Annotated in this window: 18 protein-coding genes; 10 read left to right on the forward strand and 8 right to left on the reverse strand. The window is 75.6% G+C overall.

Annotated elements, in window-relative coordinates:
- Window positions 1-180: 180 nt before the first annotated feature.
- Window positions 181-1,353, forward strand: coding sequence for an FUSC family protein (locus LQ51_RS20575; RefSeq protein ID WP_082159556.1), 1,173 nt, complete (start codon window positions 181-183; stop codon window positions 1,351-1,353).
- A 93-nt stretch (window positions 1,354-1,446) separates the two neighbouring features.
- Here LQ51_RS20575 and LQ51_RS20580 read toward each other — a convergent pair whose 3' ends face one another.
- Window positions 1,447-1,983 (reverse strand): alpha/beta hydrolase, encoded by a 537-nt coding sequence (locus LQ51_RS20580; protein ID WP_197087854.1) that lies wholly within the window; start codon window positions 1,981-1,983, stop codon window positions 1,447-1,449.
- A gap of 245 nt (window positions 1,984-2,228) precedes the next feature.
- The gene (locus tag LQ51_RS20585) at window positions 2,229-2,690 is read right to left on the reverse strand and encodes a DUF6328 family protein (RefSeq protein WP_046568141.1); all 462 of its coding nucleotides are present in this window, start codon (window positions 2,688-2,690) and stop codon (window positions 2,229-2,231) included.
- 188 nt (window positions 2,691-2,878) lie between these two features.
- Here LQ51_RS20585 and LQ51_RS20590 point away from each other — a divergent pair, with 188 nt between their 5' ends.
- Window positions 2,879-4,279 (forward strand): sulfatase family protein, encoded by a 1,401-nt coding sequence (locus LQ51_RS20590; protein ID WP_046568143.1) that lies wholly within the window; start codon window positions 2,879-2,881, stop codon window positions 4,277-4,279.
- Between the two features lie 6 nt (window positions 4,280-4,285).
- Window positions 4,286-5,155 carry a bile acid:sodium symporter family protein gene (locus tag LQ51_RS20595; protein ID WP_197087855.1) on the forward strand — a complete coding sequence of 290 codons (870 nt, stop codon included), beginning with the start codon at window positions 4,286-4,288 and terminating at the stop codon, window positions 5,153-5,155.
- Between the two features lie 32 nt (window positions 5,156-5,187).
- Here LQ51_RS20595 and LQ51_RS20600 read toward each other — a convergent pair whose 3' ends face one another.
- The 3 genes from LQ51_RS20600 to LQ51_RS20605 form a co-directional block, all read right to left on the reverse strand.
- A complete protein-coding gene (locus LQ51_RS20600) occupies window positions 5,188-5,412 on the reverse strand; it encodes a hypothetical protein (RefSeq protein WP_046568145.1) in 225 nt (74 codons plus the stop codon).
- Window positions 5,367-5,537 carry a hypothetical protein gene (locus tag LQ51_RS32900; protein WP_156313181.1) on the reverse strand — a complete coding sequence of 57 codons (171 nt, stop codon included), beginning with the start codon at window positions 5,535-5,537 and terminating at the stop codon, window positions 5,367-5,369. The genes LQ51_RS20600 and LQ51_RS32900 overlap by 46 nt, the downstream gene beginning before the upstream one ends.
- 267 nt (window positions 5,538-5,804) lie before the next feature.
- Entirely contained in the window at window positions 5,805-6,791 is a 987-nt protein-coding gene (locus tag LQ51_RS20605; protein WP_046568147.1) for a LacI family DNA-binding transcriptional regulator, read from the reverse strand.
- Window positions 6,792-6,935: 144 nt separating this feature from the next.
- Between LQ51_RS20605 and LQ51_RS20610 the strand changes: the two genes are divergently transcribed.
- From LQ51_RS20610 to LQ51_RS20625, 4 genes are all read left to right on the forward strand, one after another.
- The gene (locus LQ51_RS20610) at window positions 6,936-8,153 is read left to right on the forward strand and encodes an MFS transporter (protein WP_046568148.1); all 1,218 of its coding nucleotides are present in this window, start codon (window positions 6,936-6,938) and stop codon (window positions 8,151-8,153) included.
- Between the two features lie 208 nt (window positions 8,154-8,361).
- A complete protein-coding gene (locus tag LQ51_RS20615; RefSeq protein ID WP_046568150.1) occupies window positions 8,362-8,694 on the forward strand; it encodes a hypothetical protein in 333 nt (110 codons plus the stop codon).
- A 121-nt stretch (window positions 8,695-8,815) separates the two neighbouring features.
- Complete coding sequence (locus LQ51_RS20620) at window positions 8,816-9,448, forward strand: DUF2306 domain-containing protein (protein ID WP_197087856.1); 633 nt, start codon at window positions 8,816-8,818, stop codon at window positions 9,446-9,448.
- 77 nt (window positions 9,449-9,525) lie between these two features.
- Window positions 9,526-9,906 (forward strand): VOC family protein, encoded by a 381-nt coding sequence (locus LQ51_RS20625; protein ID WP_046568152.1) that lies wholly within the window; start codon window positions 9,526-9,528, stop codon window positions 9,904-9,906.
- A 30-nt stretch (window positions 9,907-9,936) separates the two neighbouring features.
- On the opposite strand, the gene LQ51_RS20630 is transcribed toward LQ51_RS20625, so the two are convergent.
- The 3 genes from LQ51_RS20630 to LQ51_RS20645 all read right to left on the reverse strand — a co-directional run bounded on the left by LQ51_RS20630 (window position 9,937) and on the right by LQ51_RS20645 (window position 11,816).
- The gene (locus LQ51_RS20630; RefSeq protein WP_231605813.1) at window positions 9,937-10,686 is read right to left on the reverse strand and encodes an MBL fold metallo-hydrolase; all 750 of its coding nucleotides are present in this window, start codon (window positions 10,684-10,686) and stop codon (window positions 9,937-9,939) included.
- Between the two features lie 288 nt (window positions 10,687-10,974).
- Window positions 10,975-11,337 carry a fluoride efflux transporter CrcB gene (gene crcB, locus LQ51_RS20640; protein ID WP_046568155.1) on the reverse strand — a complete coding sequence of 121 codons (363 nt, stop codon included), beginning with the start codon at window positions 11,335-11,337 and terminating at the stop codon, window positions 10,975-10,977.
- A complete protein-coding gene (locus tag LQ51_RS20645) occupies window positions 11,334-11,816 on the reverse strand; it encodes a FluC/FEX family fluoride channel (RefSeq protein WP_046568157.1) in 483 nt (160 codons plus the stop codon). Before LQ51_RS20645 ends, crcB begins: the two co-directional genes overlap by 4 nt.
- Window positions 11,817-12,151: 335 nt before the next feature.
- Between LQ51_RS20645 and paaK the strand changes: the two genes are divergently transcribed.
- From paaK to LQ51_RS20660, 3 genes are read left to right on the forward strand one after another with little or no spacing between them, the layout of a single operon-like run.
- Window positions 12,152-13,459, forward strand: a complete 1,308-nt coding sequence (gene paaK / locus LQ51_RS20650) for a phenylacetate--CoA ligase PaaK (protein WP_046568159.1) — start codon at window positions 12,152-12,154, stop codon at window positions 13,457-13,459.
- Window position 13,460: 1 nt separating this feature from the next.
- Entirely contained in the window at window positions 13,461-13,868 is a 408-nt protein-coding gene (gene paaI / locus LQ51_RS20655; protein WP_046568161.1) for a hydroxyphenylacetyl-CoA thioesterase PaaI, read from the forward strand.
- Between the two features lie 47 nt (window positions 13,869-13,915).
- Window positions 13,916-14,482 (forward strand): dienelactone hydrolase family protein, encoded by a 567-nt coding sequence (locus LQ51_RS20660; protein ID WP_046568162.1) that lies wholly within the window; start codon window positions 13,916-13,918, stop codon window positions 14,480-14,482.
- Window positions 14,483-14,596: the final 114 nt, after the last annotated feature.

The raw sequence follows: 14,596 nt of genomic DNA on the forward strand, positions 1-14,596 counted from the left end.
CCGCCCGCCGCCCGCCGCCCGGCGGTACCGGCGGTGAAACTGCCCAGCGCGGGCGTCGGCGCGATCCACCGCGCGCCGCCGGCCGCCGTGACCGGCCCCACGGGGTGCGCGTGGTGTGCACCGCTGCCGGCCGCCCCGGGCACGACGCACGATGGTGGGGCGAGGCGACGGGAGGCGGCGATGGTGCGGTGGGGCAGGGGCCGGCGGCGCGGCGGGGCCGGCGCGACGGTGCGGGCCCGCGCCGCCGTCCGGACCGCCGCCGGGCGGCTCCGCCGCGGCTGGCAGCCGGTGGTCGAGGCGACCCTGGCGGCCACCGTCGCCTGGATCCTCGCCACCCGGATGGTCGGCCACCCGCAGCCCTTCTACGCCCCGGCCGCCGCGCTGATCGTCCTCGGCCAGGCGCGCGGCCAGCGGATCCATCGGGCCGTCGAGGTGGTGCTCGGGGTCGCCGCCGGTGTGCTGGTCGGTGACCTGGTGGTGCAGGCGCTCGGCCCGCGCAACACCGGCACGGTCCTCACCGTCATCCTGCTCACCATCACCCTCGCGGTGGCCGTCGGCGCGAGTTCGGTCACCGTCGTGCAGGCCGCCGTCTCCGCCCTCTACCTGGTGGTCGTCGAGCCACCCACGCAGGGGTTGATCCCGTTCCGGTTCGTCGACGCCCTGATCGGCGGGGGCGTGGCCCTCGTGGCCAGCCAGCTCGTCGACGTCCGGCGGCCGCTCGCGCCGCTGGTCGCCGAGTTCCGGCACACCTTCGACGAGCTGGCCGGGGTGCTCGACGACGTCGCCGGCGCGCTGGACCGCCGCGACGACGCGGCGGCGCTGGCCGCGCTGGAGCGGGCCCGGCACGCCGACGCCGGGGTGGAACGGCTGCGCGGTGCGGTGCGGGCGGCCGGCGAGGCGCTCCGGCTCAACCTGCGCCGCCGGGCCCACCTGGGGCGGCTGCGCTCGGTGGAGGGTTCCATCCGGCAGATCGACTACGCGGTACGCAACGTGCGGGTCCTGGCCCGCGCGGCGGTCAGCCTGACCCGCAGCCCGACGCCGGCGCTGCCGGAGCTGGGCGACGCGGTCCGGACCCTCGCCGAGGCGGTGCGCTCGGCCGGGAACGCGCTCGCCGCCGACCTGACCGGGCAGGACAGCGCCGCCGACGCCCACGCCGAACGGGCCGACGAGGCCGCCCTGACGGCGGTGCGGACGGCCGGGCGGCTGTTCACCGCCGGCCAGACCCTGCCGCTCGCCATGATCATCGGCCAGGTCCGGGCCACCGCCATCGACCTGCTGCGCGGGGTCGGGGTGGACGACGACGCGACGGTGCTGAGCCGGGTCGACGCGGCCGTCAGCCGGCCCGGACCCTGACCGGGCTCAGCCTCGCCACCGGAGAGCTGGGTGGCGTACCGGGCGAAGGCCAGCCGCCGGCCGTCCGGCGACCAGGCCGGCTCGGCGTCGCTGTCACGTCGGCGTCCGGCGGTGGGCAGCGCCCACCAGCCAGTCCACGGCCCGCTGCCGGATCTCCGCCGGCACCTCGTGCCCGCCGGTGAACTCGGCGTACTCGGCCGGGTAGCCGAGGGCGTGCAGGCGGGGCACCAGCCGCCGGCTGCACATGTCCACCGGCAACACCCGGTCGTCGGTGCCGTGCGAGACGAACAGCCGCGGCCGGCCCCGGGTCACCAGCGGGGCCGCGAAGCCGGGGGAGAAGGCCAGCACCGCGTCGACCAGGTCGCCGTTGGTCAGCCCCAGGGAGAGGGCGTACGAGGCCCCGTCGGAGAAGCCGCCGAGCGCCACGCCGTCCACCGGATAGGCCGCGAACGTCCCGGTCAGCAGCGCGTCGATCCGGGCGACGTCCGGACCGTACCCCTCGGCGATCAGGTCCCAGGTGCTCGCGCTGGCCTGCGGGGCCAGCAACAGCAGCCGGTACGCGTCGGCCAGCGGCAGGAGCAGGTCCAGGCCCTGCCGGGCCGACCCGCCGGCACCGTGCAGCAGCAGCACGAGCCGGTACGGTCCCGGACCGCCGGCCGGCACGTGCCGCAACGCGGGCGGGCCGCCGGCCGGATCGGGAACCTCGCCCGGCCCAGTCGGCCCAGTCGGCCCAGTCGGGACTGCCGGAGCAGTCGGGACTGCCGGACCAGCGGGTGCGGCCGGCCCGGCCGGGCCGGGCGTTGTCGTGCTGGCGGGCCGGGCGGTCAGCCGGCCGTGCCGGTGGTCGGGCGCGGGCCGGTGGTGCGCCGGTCCGGTCACCTCGCCCGCCCCCAGTCGCGGCGGGCGAGCGGCAGGCCCACCCAGAGCAGCAGCAGGACCAGCGCGGTCAGGGCGGTGAGCAGCAGCGCGGCACCCCGCGGGAGCACGACGTCGGTGATCAGTAGCATCGCGCTGGCCATGGCGATCAGCAGGAAGCCCAGCGTGCTGCTGGACAGCCGGTGCGCGTACCGGACCAGCTCGGACTTGCGGCCCCGGCGGAACAGCGCCGCGTGCATGGCGACCGGGGCGATGATCAACGCGGTCGCGGCGCCGGCGGAGGCCAGCGCAACGAGGTACGCGCCGCGCTGGAACGGGGTCGCGCGCGGGAACCCGGCGGTGAACGGCAGGGTGAGCAGGAAGGCGAAGAGGATCTGCACGCCCGTCTGCGCGACGCGCAGTTCCCGCAACTCGTCGGTGAAGTTGCGCTCCAGGCGCTTCTTCTCGGTCTCCCTGGCCATCACGCTGCACCGTCCCGTCCGGTTCGGCCGCCCGGGGCGGGACCGGTACCCGATGCTAGAACGGCGCGGGCCCGCCGCGCCGGTGTTCGAGGTTGGCGGCCCTGGTCGCCCACGAAAGCTGGGGAGCCGCCGTCGGGCGTTCGATCGTGCCGGACGTTAGGTCCCGCCCCGAACAGGTATAGGGGGGCATGACGACGGCTGGTGGCATCGGGACGGTGGCGGGTCGGGGGCGGCCGGCCGAGCCGCCCAACATCCTCGTCATCCTGGCCGACGACCTGGGCTGGGCGGATCTCGGCTGTTACGGCTCGACCCGGATCCGTACCCCCCAGCTCGACCGGCTGGCCGCCGCGGGCCTGCTGTTCCGGCACGGCTACGCGTGCTCGCCGTGGTGCTCGTCGACGCGCATCGGGCTCTACACCGGGCGCTATCCCACCCGCCTGCCGGCCGGCCTGGAGGAGCCGCTGACCACGCACGCGGCGGGCAACGGCATCCCCGCCGAGCAGCCGACCCTGTCGTCGTTGCTGCTGGCCGCCGGTTACCAGACGGCGATGTTCGGCAAGTGGCACTGCGGGTGGCTGCCCTGGTACAGCCCGCTGCGCATCGGCTTCCAGCGCTTCTACGGCAACTTCGACGGGGCGATCGACTACTTCGAGCACATCAACACCACCGGCGAGGCCGACCTGTACGAGGGGGAGACCCCGGTGGCGGAGGCCGGCTACTACACGTCGTTGATCTCCGACCGCGCGGCCGAGTTCGTCGCCGCGGACCGGGCCGGCCCGTTCTACCTGCAACTCAACTACACCGCGCCGCACTGGCCCTGGGAGGGCCCGGGGGACCGCGACGTCGGTGCGGAGATCCGCCGCCGGTTCGCCCGGGAGCCGGTGCCCACCCCGCTGATCCACCCGGACGGCGGGTCCCTGGAGAAGTACGCCGAGCTGGTCGAGGAGATGGACGCGGGTATCGGCCGGGTGCTCACCGCGCTCGCCGAGGCCGGGCGCGCCGAGCAGACCATCGTGGTCTTCACCTCCGACAACGGTGGTGAGCGCTGGTCGAAGAACTGGCCGCTGGTGGGGGAGAAGGGCGACCTCGCCGAGGGGGGCATCCGGGTGCCGCTGATCCTGCGCTGGCCGGCCGCCGTGGCCGGCGGCCAGGTCACCGACGCGCCGGTGCACACCCTGGATCTGACCGCGACACTCATCGACGCCGGTGGCACCGTGCCGGACGAGCGGTACCCGCTGGACGGGGTGAACCTGCTGCCGTGGCTGGTCGACGGTGCCGACTTCCCCGAGCACGACCTGTTCTGGCGCACCTCCAACCAGGGTGCGCTGCGTCGCGGCCGGTACAAGTACCTGTTCGACCGCCGCGAGCGCTCGGTGCTCGGCAACTGGCCGCGCCGCCCCGGTCCCTTCCACCTGCTCTACGACCTGGGCGTGGACGGCCGGGAGCAGGCGGATCTCGCCGGCCGGCACCCACGCCTGCTGGACGAGCTGCGGACGGCCTGGGCGCGGATCGACGCCGACCTGCTGCCCTTCCCGCCGGAGCACCCGGGCGTGCCGGCGGAAGCGGCGGAGCACAGCGAGCCGGACTGAGCCGCCGTGAGCACGCTGCGCGAGTGGCTGTCCGGGTTGGCGAACCTGGCCGTCCTGGTGTTCGCGGTGACGTCGATGTTGTCGGTCGGGTTCGCCTACTCGGCCCGGCAGATCCTCGGCCCGCTGCGGGACGTGCCGAAGTTGCTGCGGGCGTTGCTGGCCAACTTCGTCCTGGTCCCCCTTCTCGGGCTCGCCATCATCCGGTTCTGGCCGCTCGAACGCCCGCTGGAGGCCGGGCTGGTCCTGGCCGCGATGACCGCCGGTGCCCCCTTCCTGATCAAACTGACCGCGGTGGCCAAGGCCGAGGTCGCGCTCAGCGCCACCCTGCTGGTGCTGCTGCTGCCCGTCACGGTCCTGTACGCGCCGATCGCCGTGCCCCTGGTCCTGCCCGAGGCGGACGTCTCCGTCGCCGCGCTGGCCGTGCCGCTGGTGCTCACCCTGCTGCTGCCGCTCGCGGTGGGCCTGCTGGTGCACGCGCGGTGGCGCGCGCTGGCCCGGCGTTCGGTGCCGGTCGTCCGCCACGCCTCCACCGTCGCGCTGGTGGTGCTCGTCCTGGGCACCACGCTGGCCAACATCCCGACGATCGTCGAGTTGTTCGCCACCGGTGCCATCGTGGCCCCGGTGCTGCTGATCATCGGCGCGTTCGTGATCGGGTTCCTGCTCGGCGGCCGGGACCGCGACGTCCGGCACGTGCTCGCGCTCGGCACCGCACAGCGCAACATCTCCGCCGCGACGGTGATGGCCACCCAGGGCTTCGCCGACAACGCCACGCTGGTCATGGTGATCGCGACGTCACTGGCCGGCTTCGGGCTGCTCTTCCCGGCGGCCGCGGTGCTGCGCCGGATCGAGTCCGCGGCCGCCGACCGGGACGGTTGAGCCGCCCCGGCCGGGTACGCGGGGCGGGTCGCTCACTCCACGGCGATCCGTACCCCCTGAACGCCCCGGTCGACGCGCACCTCGAGGATCCGGGGCCCCTCGTGGCGCGGGATCACGCTGATGGTGCCGTCCCGTTCCAGGTAGGAGAGCCGCACCCGGGAAAGGTCGGCGTCGCTGGTGTTGGTGATGGCGCGGCTCAGCACCGAGCCGATCATGATGGCGACGACCAGGTCGAACGCGGTCCCCTTGCCGAACAACGCTTGTGGCCGAGGCGGACGATGACCACCGCAACCACGAAGGTCAGCACCGCCCGCATCGCCATCTGGCCGGGGTTGAGGGTGTCCGCATCGATGCCCAGCACGGACCGCAGAAACTCGATCATCGGACGGGGGCCTCTCCCCGAATGGTCGGAATCGGGACTAACCAGAGGCTACCGGGCGCGGTCGCGCGGCGGGGCGAAGCGACGTTTGCCGTGCGCCGCCGCCGCACCACGACCTGGCCGGAGAGCCCCGGGGAGGCGACGCCCGCTCGGCGGTCACGCCGCGCTTCACGGCGCCGCCGGTCACGCCACCACGACGAGGACCGCCGACCGGCCGGCCGCCACCCGGGGCGATCGAGCGTCCGGATGCGGCGCGTGCCCCGGGCGCCGCTACGCGCTCTCCCGGGCCACCAGCCGGGAGGGGAACGCGGTCACCGGCGGCACCGGCCGGCCGTCGAGCACCGCGCTCGCCGCCGCGGTGACGATCCGGGCCACCGGATGGGTGGCCGTGGTCAGGGCCGGAGCGCTCACCGCCGCGTACGGGATGTCGTCGAAACCGGCCACCGCCACGTCGTGCGGCACCTGGATCCCGCGACCGCGCAGCGCGGCGATCACGCCCAGCGCGGTGGCGTCGCTGACCGCGTAGATCGCGTCGGTGTCCGGCCAGCGGCGCAGCGCCGTCAGCGCCGCCCGGTGACCGCGCGCGGCGGTGAAGTCGCCGGTCACCAGCCGCACCGGCAGCCCGGCCGCCCGCATGAGCCGCTGGTACGCGGTCACCGACCGCTCGGCGCAGCTCAGCCAGCGCGGGCCGGTGACCATGGCGATCCGGCGGCGGCCGCCGGCGTGCAGGTGGCGCAGCACCGCCTCGGTGCCGCCGGCGTTGTCGACGTCGAACGACGGCACGGCCGGCGAGCCGACGCCGATGGAGACGACCCGCCCGCGCAGTCCGGCGGGTACCGCGTCGAGCACCGGCGCGATGGTGTTGACCAGCAGCACCCCGCAGACGCTGCGGTCGTCGAGGCGGCGCAGCCCGGCCGGGGCGTCCAGCGGCAGCCACTCCAGGGAGACGCCGACGCCGTGCGGGGCGCAGACCCGGGCCGCCGCGGCCACCGCGCGGTCCACGTACGGGTCGTCGAGGACCGTGGCGTCGGTGCCGGTGACCGCCACGACGAGGCGTACCCCGGTGCCGCGCACCAGCGCGCGGGCGGTGATGTTCGGCACGTAGCCGAGCCGGTCCGCGGCGGCGTGGACCCGGTCCCGGGCATCCACCGAGGCGAAGCCGTAGCCGCCGAGCACCCGGGACGCGGTGGCCCGGGAGACCTCGGCCGCGCGGGCCACGTCGTCGAGCGTCACCGACCGGGCGGTAGGTGCTGGCATGTCGGGTCCTTCCGGGTTGGTCGTTCTGCCGGCATCATGCCCGCTCGGGGCGGTCGAGGGTAAGGGGTGGCGGCGTTTGTGGTGGGAGCGCTCTCAGGTGTGCGATGGTTGCCGGATCAACCACGGGGGAGAGGACGACCAGCGGTGAGCAGCACCATCGACACGCCGGCCGAGGCGCGCGGCGGGACGCCGGGGGTGGCGCTGGCCGCCCGCAACGGCGTGGCGACCGTCTTCGCCCTGAACGGGTTGGCGGTGGCCACCTGGTTCGCCCGGGTACCCGCGGTCCGCGACGCGCTCGGGCTCAGCGCCGGACGGCTGGGCCTGCTGTTGCTGGCCATGTCGGCCGGCGCCCTGGTGGCCATGTCCACCGCCGGGCTGGTCACCCTGCGGCTCGGCCCGGCCCGCACGGTGGCGGCCTCGACCGCCCTGCTCGCGCTCGGCCTGACCGTCGCCGGCCTCTCGGCCAGCCTGGCCGGTTCGCTGATCGGCGTGGTGGTCGGCCTCTTCGCGGTCGGCTACGGCTCCGGCGCCTGCGACGTGGCGATGAACGTCGAGGCGGCGGCGGTGGAGAAGCGCCTCGGCCGGACCATCATGCCGCGGTTCCACGCCGCCTGGAGTCTCGGCTCGGTCGCCGGCGCCGGTCTCGGCGCGGGGGCGGCCCGGCTGGGCGTACCCGTCGGCTGGCACCTGCCGCTGATCGCGGTCCTGGTCCTGGCCGGCACGCTGCTCGGGATCCGCGCCTTCCTGCCCGCGCCGGCCGAGTCGGCCGAGCCGGCCCGGCCCGCCGACCACCGGCGCGCGTTGCTGGCCGCCTGGCGGGAGCCGCGCACCCTGCTCATCGGCCTGTTCGTGCTGGTCATGGCGTTCACCGAGGGCAGCGCGAACGACTGGCTGGCGGTTGCGTTCATCGACGGGTACGGGGTGAGCGAGGCGGCCGGTGCCGCCGTCTTCGCGGTGTTCGTGGTCGGGATGACCCTCGGCCGCACCGCCGGCACGGTGGCGATCGACCGGTGGGGCCGGGTGCCGGTGCTGTTCGGCACCATCATCCTGGCCGTCGCGGGCTCCACCTGCGCCGTGCTGGCCGGCTCCGGAGCCCTCGCCGTGGTCGGCGTCGTGCTCTGGGGCATCGGGGCGTCGCTCGGCTTCCCGGTCGGGATGAGCGCCGCCGCCGACGACGAGGACCACGCGCCGACCCGGGTCAGCGTGGTCGCCATGATCGGCTACACCGCCTTCCTGGCCGGACCGCCGTTGCTCGGCTTCCTCGGCGACCACCTGGGCATCCTGCCCGCCCTCGGTCTGGTGCCGCTGCTCCTGCTGCCGATCCTCGCCCTGGTCCCGGTCCTGCGCCCGCCGGCCCGCTGAGGCACCAGGAGGGCCTCGGTCGCCCGCTGCCGGCTTCCCGCTTCCCGCTTCCGCCGTCCGTCGTCCGCCGCCCGCCGTCCGCGGCCTGCGGCCCGCCGCCCGCTGCCTGGCGGGGGCGGAGGCGGCTCAGCTGACTGTCACCCGGCTAGCAGCGCGTTGACAGGTACCGGTGCTGCACTGGGAGGCACGCCGAGGAGAGGAGCCGGAGATGGGCTGGTTCAGCCGTCGGGACACCGACCCGACCACCCCGACCAAGCTCGACCGCGAGGCGAACCGGGAGGACCTGGCCGCCCTCGCGGCGTTCGCGACCAGCCGCCGCGGGGTCGAGTTCTACCTGGAGCCGGAGACCACCGCCACCGACACCACGGTGGTCGCGACCGCCCACGACGGCGAGTGGATCCGGCGCCGGACCGGCTCGCCCCGGGTCGCCGCCAAGATCGCCCAGCGGCACGCGATCCCGCTCTACGAGGCGGCCCGCACCGGCTATCCGGAGCGGATGCGGGCCTGGAACCGGGCCCATCCGGAGCGCCGCGCCCGCTGACCCGGCTGCCGTCCAGCCTTGACGGTGTACGGCGTACACCTTAGCCTGACCGGAGAAGTGTACGCCGTACACCTCGATGGACGGGGTCGCCATGAACTCCACCCGCACCCCGGACTGGCTGGTGCCAGCCGGACTGATCCTGCTCAGCGCCGTACCGGTCATCGCCGGTGCGGCCCGGCTCACCGAGATCACCGGCGGCGCGGCGGTGACGCCGGGGAACGCGCGCTTCCTCGCCTCGCCCGTGCCGGTGCTCGTGCACATCGTCGGCGCGACCCTGTACTGCCTGCTGGGCGCCCTCCAGTTCGCCCGCCGGCTCCGCCGCCGCCGGCCCGGCTGGCACCGGCTGGCCGGGCGGCTGCTGATCCCCTGCGGGCTCGCCGCGGCGCTGTCGGGGATGTGGATGGCGGCGTGCTACCCCCGGCCGCCCTTCGACCACGTGCTCCTGACCCCGATCCGGCTCGTCGTCGGCGCGGCCATGGCCGGCTGCATCGTGCTCGGCGTCGCCGCCGTCCGGCGTCGGGATGTCGCTCGGCACCGGGCCTGGATGGCCCGGGGCTACGCGCTCGGTCTCGGCGCGGGCACCCAGGTCCTGACCCATTTGCCCTGGATGCTGCTGGCCGGCCAGCCGAGCGGCCTCGGCCGGGTGGCGCTGATGGTCGCCGCCTGGGTGATCAACCTGGCCGTGGTCGAAGCGGCGCTGCGCAGGCGGCCGGGGCGGCCGGTCGGTGGCCCCGCGGTCGTCCTCGCCCACTGATGTACGGCGGGGGAGGCCGACGGGCCGCCGATCGGCACGGGGCGGACGGGATCGGGCATCGTTGATAGCCTCCCGCCATGCACCGTAGCCGACTGGTCGGGATCCTCATCGACACACCCGCCGAGCACGTCGACGCGACCGTGAGCTTCTGGTCGGCGGCGCTGGGCGCCCAGCCCTATCCCGCGCCCGGCGAGGAGCAGTTCACCGCCCTGATCGACGCCGCCCCCGGCCTGTTCACCGTCGTCCAGGCCGTCGACGACGCGCCGCGCTACCACGTCGACATCGAAACCGACGACCTCGAGGCGGAGGTGGCCCGACTCACGGCGCTGGGCGCGGAACTGGTGACCCGCTGGAAGGACGCCTTCACCCTGCGCGCGCCGGGCGGCCACCTGCTCTGCGTGGTGCCCGTGCACAGCGAGCCGGAGACGTTCGCCGCCTCGGCGCGGACCTGGCCCTGAGCACACCCGCCGGCCGCGGTGGCGGCGCCGTCAGCCGGTCAGGGCGGCCCGCGCCTCGGCCAGCCGCACCGGCTCGTCGTGCGCCGAGACGTACCAGTCGACGTCGTCGCTGAGCAGGCCGTGCGCCATCGCCAGGTCGGGTCCGTCCTCCGGCGTACGCAGGTGCGCCGGCGGCGGGTACCAGCAGTCGCCGAGCAGCAGCACCCCGGAATCCGGCACCAGCACCACCGCCGAGTCCGGGGCGTGCCGGCCGCCCACGTGCCGGACCAGCACACCGGTGGGCAGGGTCAGTTCGTCGGCGAAGGTGCGGGCCGGCGGGAGCACCGCGAACCCGTCCCAGCAGTCCACGGCGAGCGCCCGGGCCCGGAAACTGTGGCCGAGCAGCGGGTTCTCGCGTACCTGCTCGCGGAGGTAGCGGTGGCTCCACGGCCGGGCGGCCTCGGCGCGCAACGGCGCCACCCCGGCCTCGTGCCCGACGATCTCGACACCCGGCCAGGCGCAGGCGCCCCAGACGTGGTCCCAGTGGTGGTGGGTGTAGACCAGCCAGCGCGGCTCGGGCAGCCCCGCGGCCGCCAGCCCGGCCTGGATCTCGCGGGCGTGCGCCGGGCTCTGGCCCGCGTCGACGAGCGTGCTTCCCCGCTCGTCGACGACGACCGCCACGGTCGGGCGGACCGCCAACGGATCCGGGTCGCCGGGAAACAACCAGACCCGGCCGGCCAACCGGGTGGGTGCGAGCGCGTCGATGACGGCGGCTCCTCTCGGTCGGGGCAGACGTTTCACAGTGACGGGGATGCTATCGGTCCGGGTCTGCCCCGGATGGCGTCCCGGCCGGGCGGGGTGCGTTGACGGCGGTGGCCGCGACGAGTTCGTCCACCTCGGTCCCGGTGAGCAGCTACTCCGCGCCGGGGCGGCGGCAGGTGCCGGCCGGGCCGCCGGTGAACGCCCAGGGCGGCGGGTGCCGGCCGGCCCGCCGGTCAGCCGGTGAGCGCCCGGGGCGGCAGGTGCCGGCCGGGCCGCCGGTCAGCCCGGTGAACGCCCGGGGGCGGCAAGTGCCGGCCGGGCCGCCGGTCAGCCGGTGAACGCCCGGGCCAGCGCGTAACCGACGGTGGCCGCGCCCAGCCCGGCGGCGATGCTGGCCAGCGGGTAGCCCAGCGCCAGCCGGCGGTTGCCGGCCCGGTGCAGTCGCAGCGTCTCGTAGCTGAGCGTCGACCAGGTGGTCAGCCCGCCGCAGAACCCGGTGCCGAGCAGCGCGGTCAGCGCCGGGTCGGCCGGCAGCGCGGCGACCAGACCGAGGATCAACGAGCCGGCCACGTTCACCGTCAGCGTCCCGAACGGCACGGGCGAGTCGTGGCGGGCCTGCACGGCCCGGTCGGTGAGGTAACGCAGCGGGGCGCCGAGCGCCGCGCCGAGCGCGATCAGCAGCGCGGTCACCGGGGCGCGCCGCTTCCGGCGCGGGCCAGCAGCCGGGCGGCGACGGCGTCACCGGCGGCGACCGCCAGCAGCGCCCCGACCAGGGTCGCCGCCAGGTACGCCAGGGCGGTGCCGGGCGCTCCGGCCAGCACCGCCCGCTGCCCGTCGACCACGTAGGTGGAGAAGGTGGTGAACCCGCCGAGCACCCCGACGCCGAGGAACGGCCGGGCCAGCGGGCCGGCCGGGCGGGCGGTGAGCACCGCCATCAGCACGCCGATCAGCAGGCAGCCGCTGACGTTGACGCCCAGGGTGGCCCACGGGAAGCCGGTCGGCGGGTGCGGGACCAACGCCTGCGCGCCGGCCCGGGCCAGCGCGCCCAGCGCTCCGCCGGCTGCCACCGCGCCGAGCACCGCGGCCGGGTGCGCGGCCAGTTCGCCCCGGTCGGCGGGTACCCGAAGGTCGACGTCGGGATCGACGCGGCGCTCGGACGGTCCGGTCACGGGGCCTCCCCACCAGGACGGGCAGCACTGGCAGGGACCGTCGGCGACGGTGTCGCGGTTCTCCCGGCCGGTCCCGGGACGGCGGGCCCCACCGCCGGTCCGCCGAGCATAACGCCGGGCCCTCGCCGCCCCGGCCGGGCAGCCAGCGCCAGGCCGCCGCCCCGCCGCCCCGCCCGCGTCCGACCGCCGCCGTGCCGGCGCCCGGGGACCGCTGCCGCCGTCCCTGCGCCCGGGGACCGCCCCCCGCTGACCTGGCAGGACGGGCCGTACGGGCGTACGGTGATCGGCATCGCCCGGCGCGCGGCGGCGTCGGGGCCGTCGCGCAGGAGGCAACCGTGCAGGACCGCACCCCTCGTCCCGAGGAGCTGGAACCCGTCGAACGGGTCGGCGTCGACGAGCTGCGGGCCCGGCAACTGGACCGGCTGCGCTGGTCCCTGCGGCACGCCTACGACAACGTGCCGCACTACCGGCAGGCGTTCGAGGCCGCCGAGGTGCACCCGGACGACCTGCGCGAGCTGGCCGACCTGGCCCGCTTCCCGTTCACCGGCAAGGCCGAGCTGCGGGAGAACTACCCGTTCGGGATGTTCGCGGTGCCGCGGGAGCAGGTGGCCCGGCTGCACGCCTCCTCGGGCACCACGGGCCGGCCCACGGTGGTCGGCTACACGAAGCGGGACCTGGACACCTGGGCGAAGCTGATGGCCCGCTCGATCCGGGCCGCCGGCGGCCGCCCCGGCGACCGGGTGCACGTGGCCTACGGCTACGGGCTGTTCACCGGCGGGCTCGGCGCCCACTACGGCGCCGAGGAGCTGGGCTGCACGGTCGTCCCCGTCTCCGGTGGGATGACCGAGCGGCAGGCGATGCTGATCCGCGACTTCGCGCCCGAGGTGATCATGGTCACCCCCAGCTACATGCTCGCCATCGTCGACGAGCTGGAACGCCAGGGCGTCGACCCGAGGTCTACCTCCCTGCAGGTCGGTATCTTCGGCGCCGAGCCGTGGACCGAGGACATGCGCCGGGAGATGGAGCAGCGCCTCGACATGCACGCGCTCGACATCTACGGCCTCTCCGAGGTGATGGGCCCGGGCGTGGCCGTCGAGTGCGTGGAGACCAAGGACGGGCTGCACCTCTGGGAGGACCACTTCTACCCCGAGATCATCGACCCGGTCACCGGTGCCGTGCTGCCCGACGGCGAGCGGGGTGAGCTGGTGCTCACCTCGCTGACCAAGGAGGCGATGCCGGTGGTCCGCTACCGCACCCGGGACCTCACCCGGCTGCTGCCGGGCACCGCCCGCGGCATGCGGCGGATCGAGAAGATCACCGGCCGCACCGACGACATGATGATCGTCCGGGGGGTCAACGTCTTCCCGACCCAGATCGAGGAGCTGATCCTGCGGACCCCGGCGCTCTCCCCGCACTTCCAGTGCGTGCTGGACCGGCAGGGCCGGATGGACACCCTCACGGTGAAGGTGGAGCGCCGGCCCGGGGTGGCCGCCGACGAGGCCGAGCGGGCCGGGGTGGCCCTGGTGCAGCAGGTGAAGAACACCATCGGCGTCAGCGTGGCGGTGCGGGTCATCGAGCCGGACGGGGTGGAACGGTCGATGGGCAAGATGCGCCGGATCGTGGACCAGCGGCGGGGTCGCTGAGATGGCGGGGACGGACGGCCGCACCCCGGCCCACGACATGTTCGACGCCGACGTGGCGTCCAAAGGGCTCGGCATCGAGCTGGTCTCCGCCGGCCACGGCGCGGCGGTGGCCCGGATGCGGGTCACCGCGGCCATGCTGAACGGCCACGCCATCGGCCACGGCGGGTTCGTCTTCCTGCTCGCCGACACCGCGTTCGCGCTGGCCTGCAACAGCCACGGACCGGTGACCGTGGCGGCCGGCGGCGAGATCAGCTTCCTGCGCCCGGTCCACGAGGGCGACCTGCTCGAGGCGCGGGCCACCGAACGGGTCCGGCACGGTCGCAGCGGCATCTACGACGTCACCGTCCGGCGCGACGGCGAGGTGGTCGCCGAGTTCCGCGGCCGCAGCCGCACCATCGCCCGCGGCTGACCGGCGCGCTGGCCGATCGTGTCGGTGGGGTGCGACAGGATGGGCGCATGGCACACATCCTGCTCCTGCACTCCGTCTACGGGCTGCGGCCCGCGGTGTCGGCCGCCGCCGACCGGTTGCGCGCCGCCGGCCACCAGGTGACCACCCCCGACCTGTACGGACTGCCCGCCGCCGACACCGTCGAGGAGGGTTTCGCGCTGCTGGAGAAGGTCGGCCGGGACGCCGTCCTGGAGCGGGCCCGGGCGGCGGCGGCCGAGCTGCCCGCCGCGGCCGTGCTCGCCGGCTTCTCGATGGGTGCCGGCGTCGCCGGGGCGCTGCTCGCCGAGCGGCCGGCCGCCGCCGCGCTGCTCCTGTTGCACGGCACCGGCGGCGCCCCCGAGTCGGTCCGCCCGGGCCTGCCGGTCCAGCTGCACCTCGCCGACCCGGACGAGTACGAGCCGCAGGATGAGGTGGACGAGTGGCAGCGTGCGATGACGGACGCCGGCGCGGTGGTGTCCGTGCACCGCTACCCGGGCCCCGGCCACCTCTACACCGATCCCGACCTGGCCGACCATGACCCGCTCGCGGCGGCGCTCACCTGGGACCGCACGCTGGCATTCCTCGCCGGGCACTGACTCCGCAACCGCCGCCGGCGCACCGGATGCGGCGCACGGCCGAGCCGTGCGGCGCCGTCGTCCGCGTCCAGCCGGCGCGGGTCCCCGTCGTCCGCGTCCAGCCGGCGCGGGTCC

This window comes from Micromonospora sp. HK10 (assembly GCF_000982955.1).
Taxonomy (GTDB): Bacteria; Actinomycetota; Actinomycetes; order Mycobacteriales; family Micromonosporaceae; genus Micromonospora.

Bases quoted from the DNA above. Each gene is read 5' to 3' on its own strand.
- LQ51_RS20575 (WP_082159556.1), top strand. From the start codon at position 181: ATGGTGCGGTGGGGCAGGGGCCGGCGGCGCGGCGGGGCCGGCGCGACG.
- LQ51_RS20585 (WP_046568141.1), bottom strand. From the start codon at position 2,690: ATGGCCAGGGAGACCGAGAAGAAGCGCCTGGAGCGCAACTTCACCGAC.
- LQ51_RS20590 (WP_046568143.1), top strand. From the start codon at position 2,879: ATGACGACGGCTGGTGGCATCGGGACGGTGGCGGGTCGGGGGCGGCCG.
- LQ51_RS32900 (WP_156313181.1), bottom strand. From the start codon at position 5,537: ATGATCGAGTTTCTGCGGTCCGTGCTGGGCATCGATGCGGACACCCTC.
- LQ51_RS20605 (WP_046568147.1), bottom strand. From the start codon at position 6,791: ATGCCAGCACCTACCGCCCGGTCGGTGACGCTCGACGACGTGGCCCGC.
- LQ51_RS20615 (WP_046568150.1), top strand. From the start codon at position 8,362: ATGGGCTGGTTCAGCCGTCGGGACACCGACCCGACCACCCCGACCAAG.
- LQ51_RS20625 (WP_046568152.1), top strand. From the start codon at position 9,526: ATGCACCGTAGCCGACTGGTCGGGATCCTCATCGACACACCCGCCGAG.
- paaI (WP_046568161.1), top strand. From the start codon at position 13,461: ATGGCGGGGACGGACGGCCGCACCCCGGCCCACGACATGTTCGACGCC.
- LQ51_RS20660 (WP_046568162.1), top strand. From the start codon at position 13,916: ATGGCACACATCCTGCTCCTGCACTCCGTCTACGGGCTGCGGCCCGCG.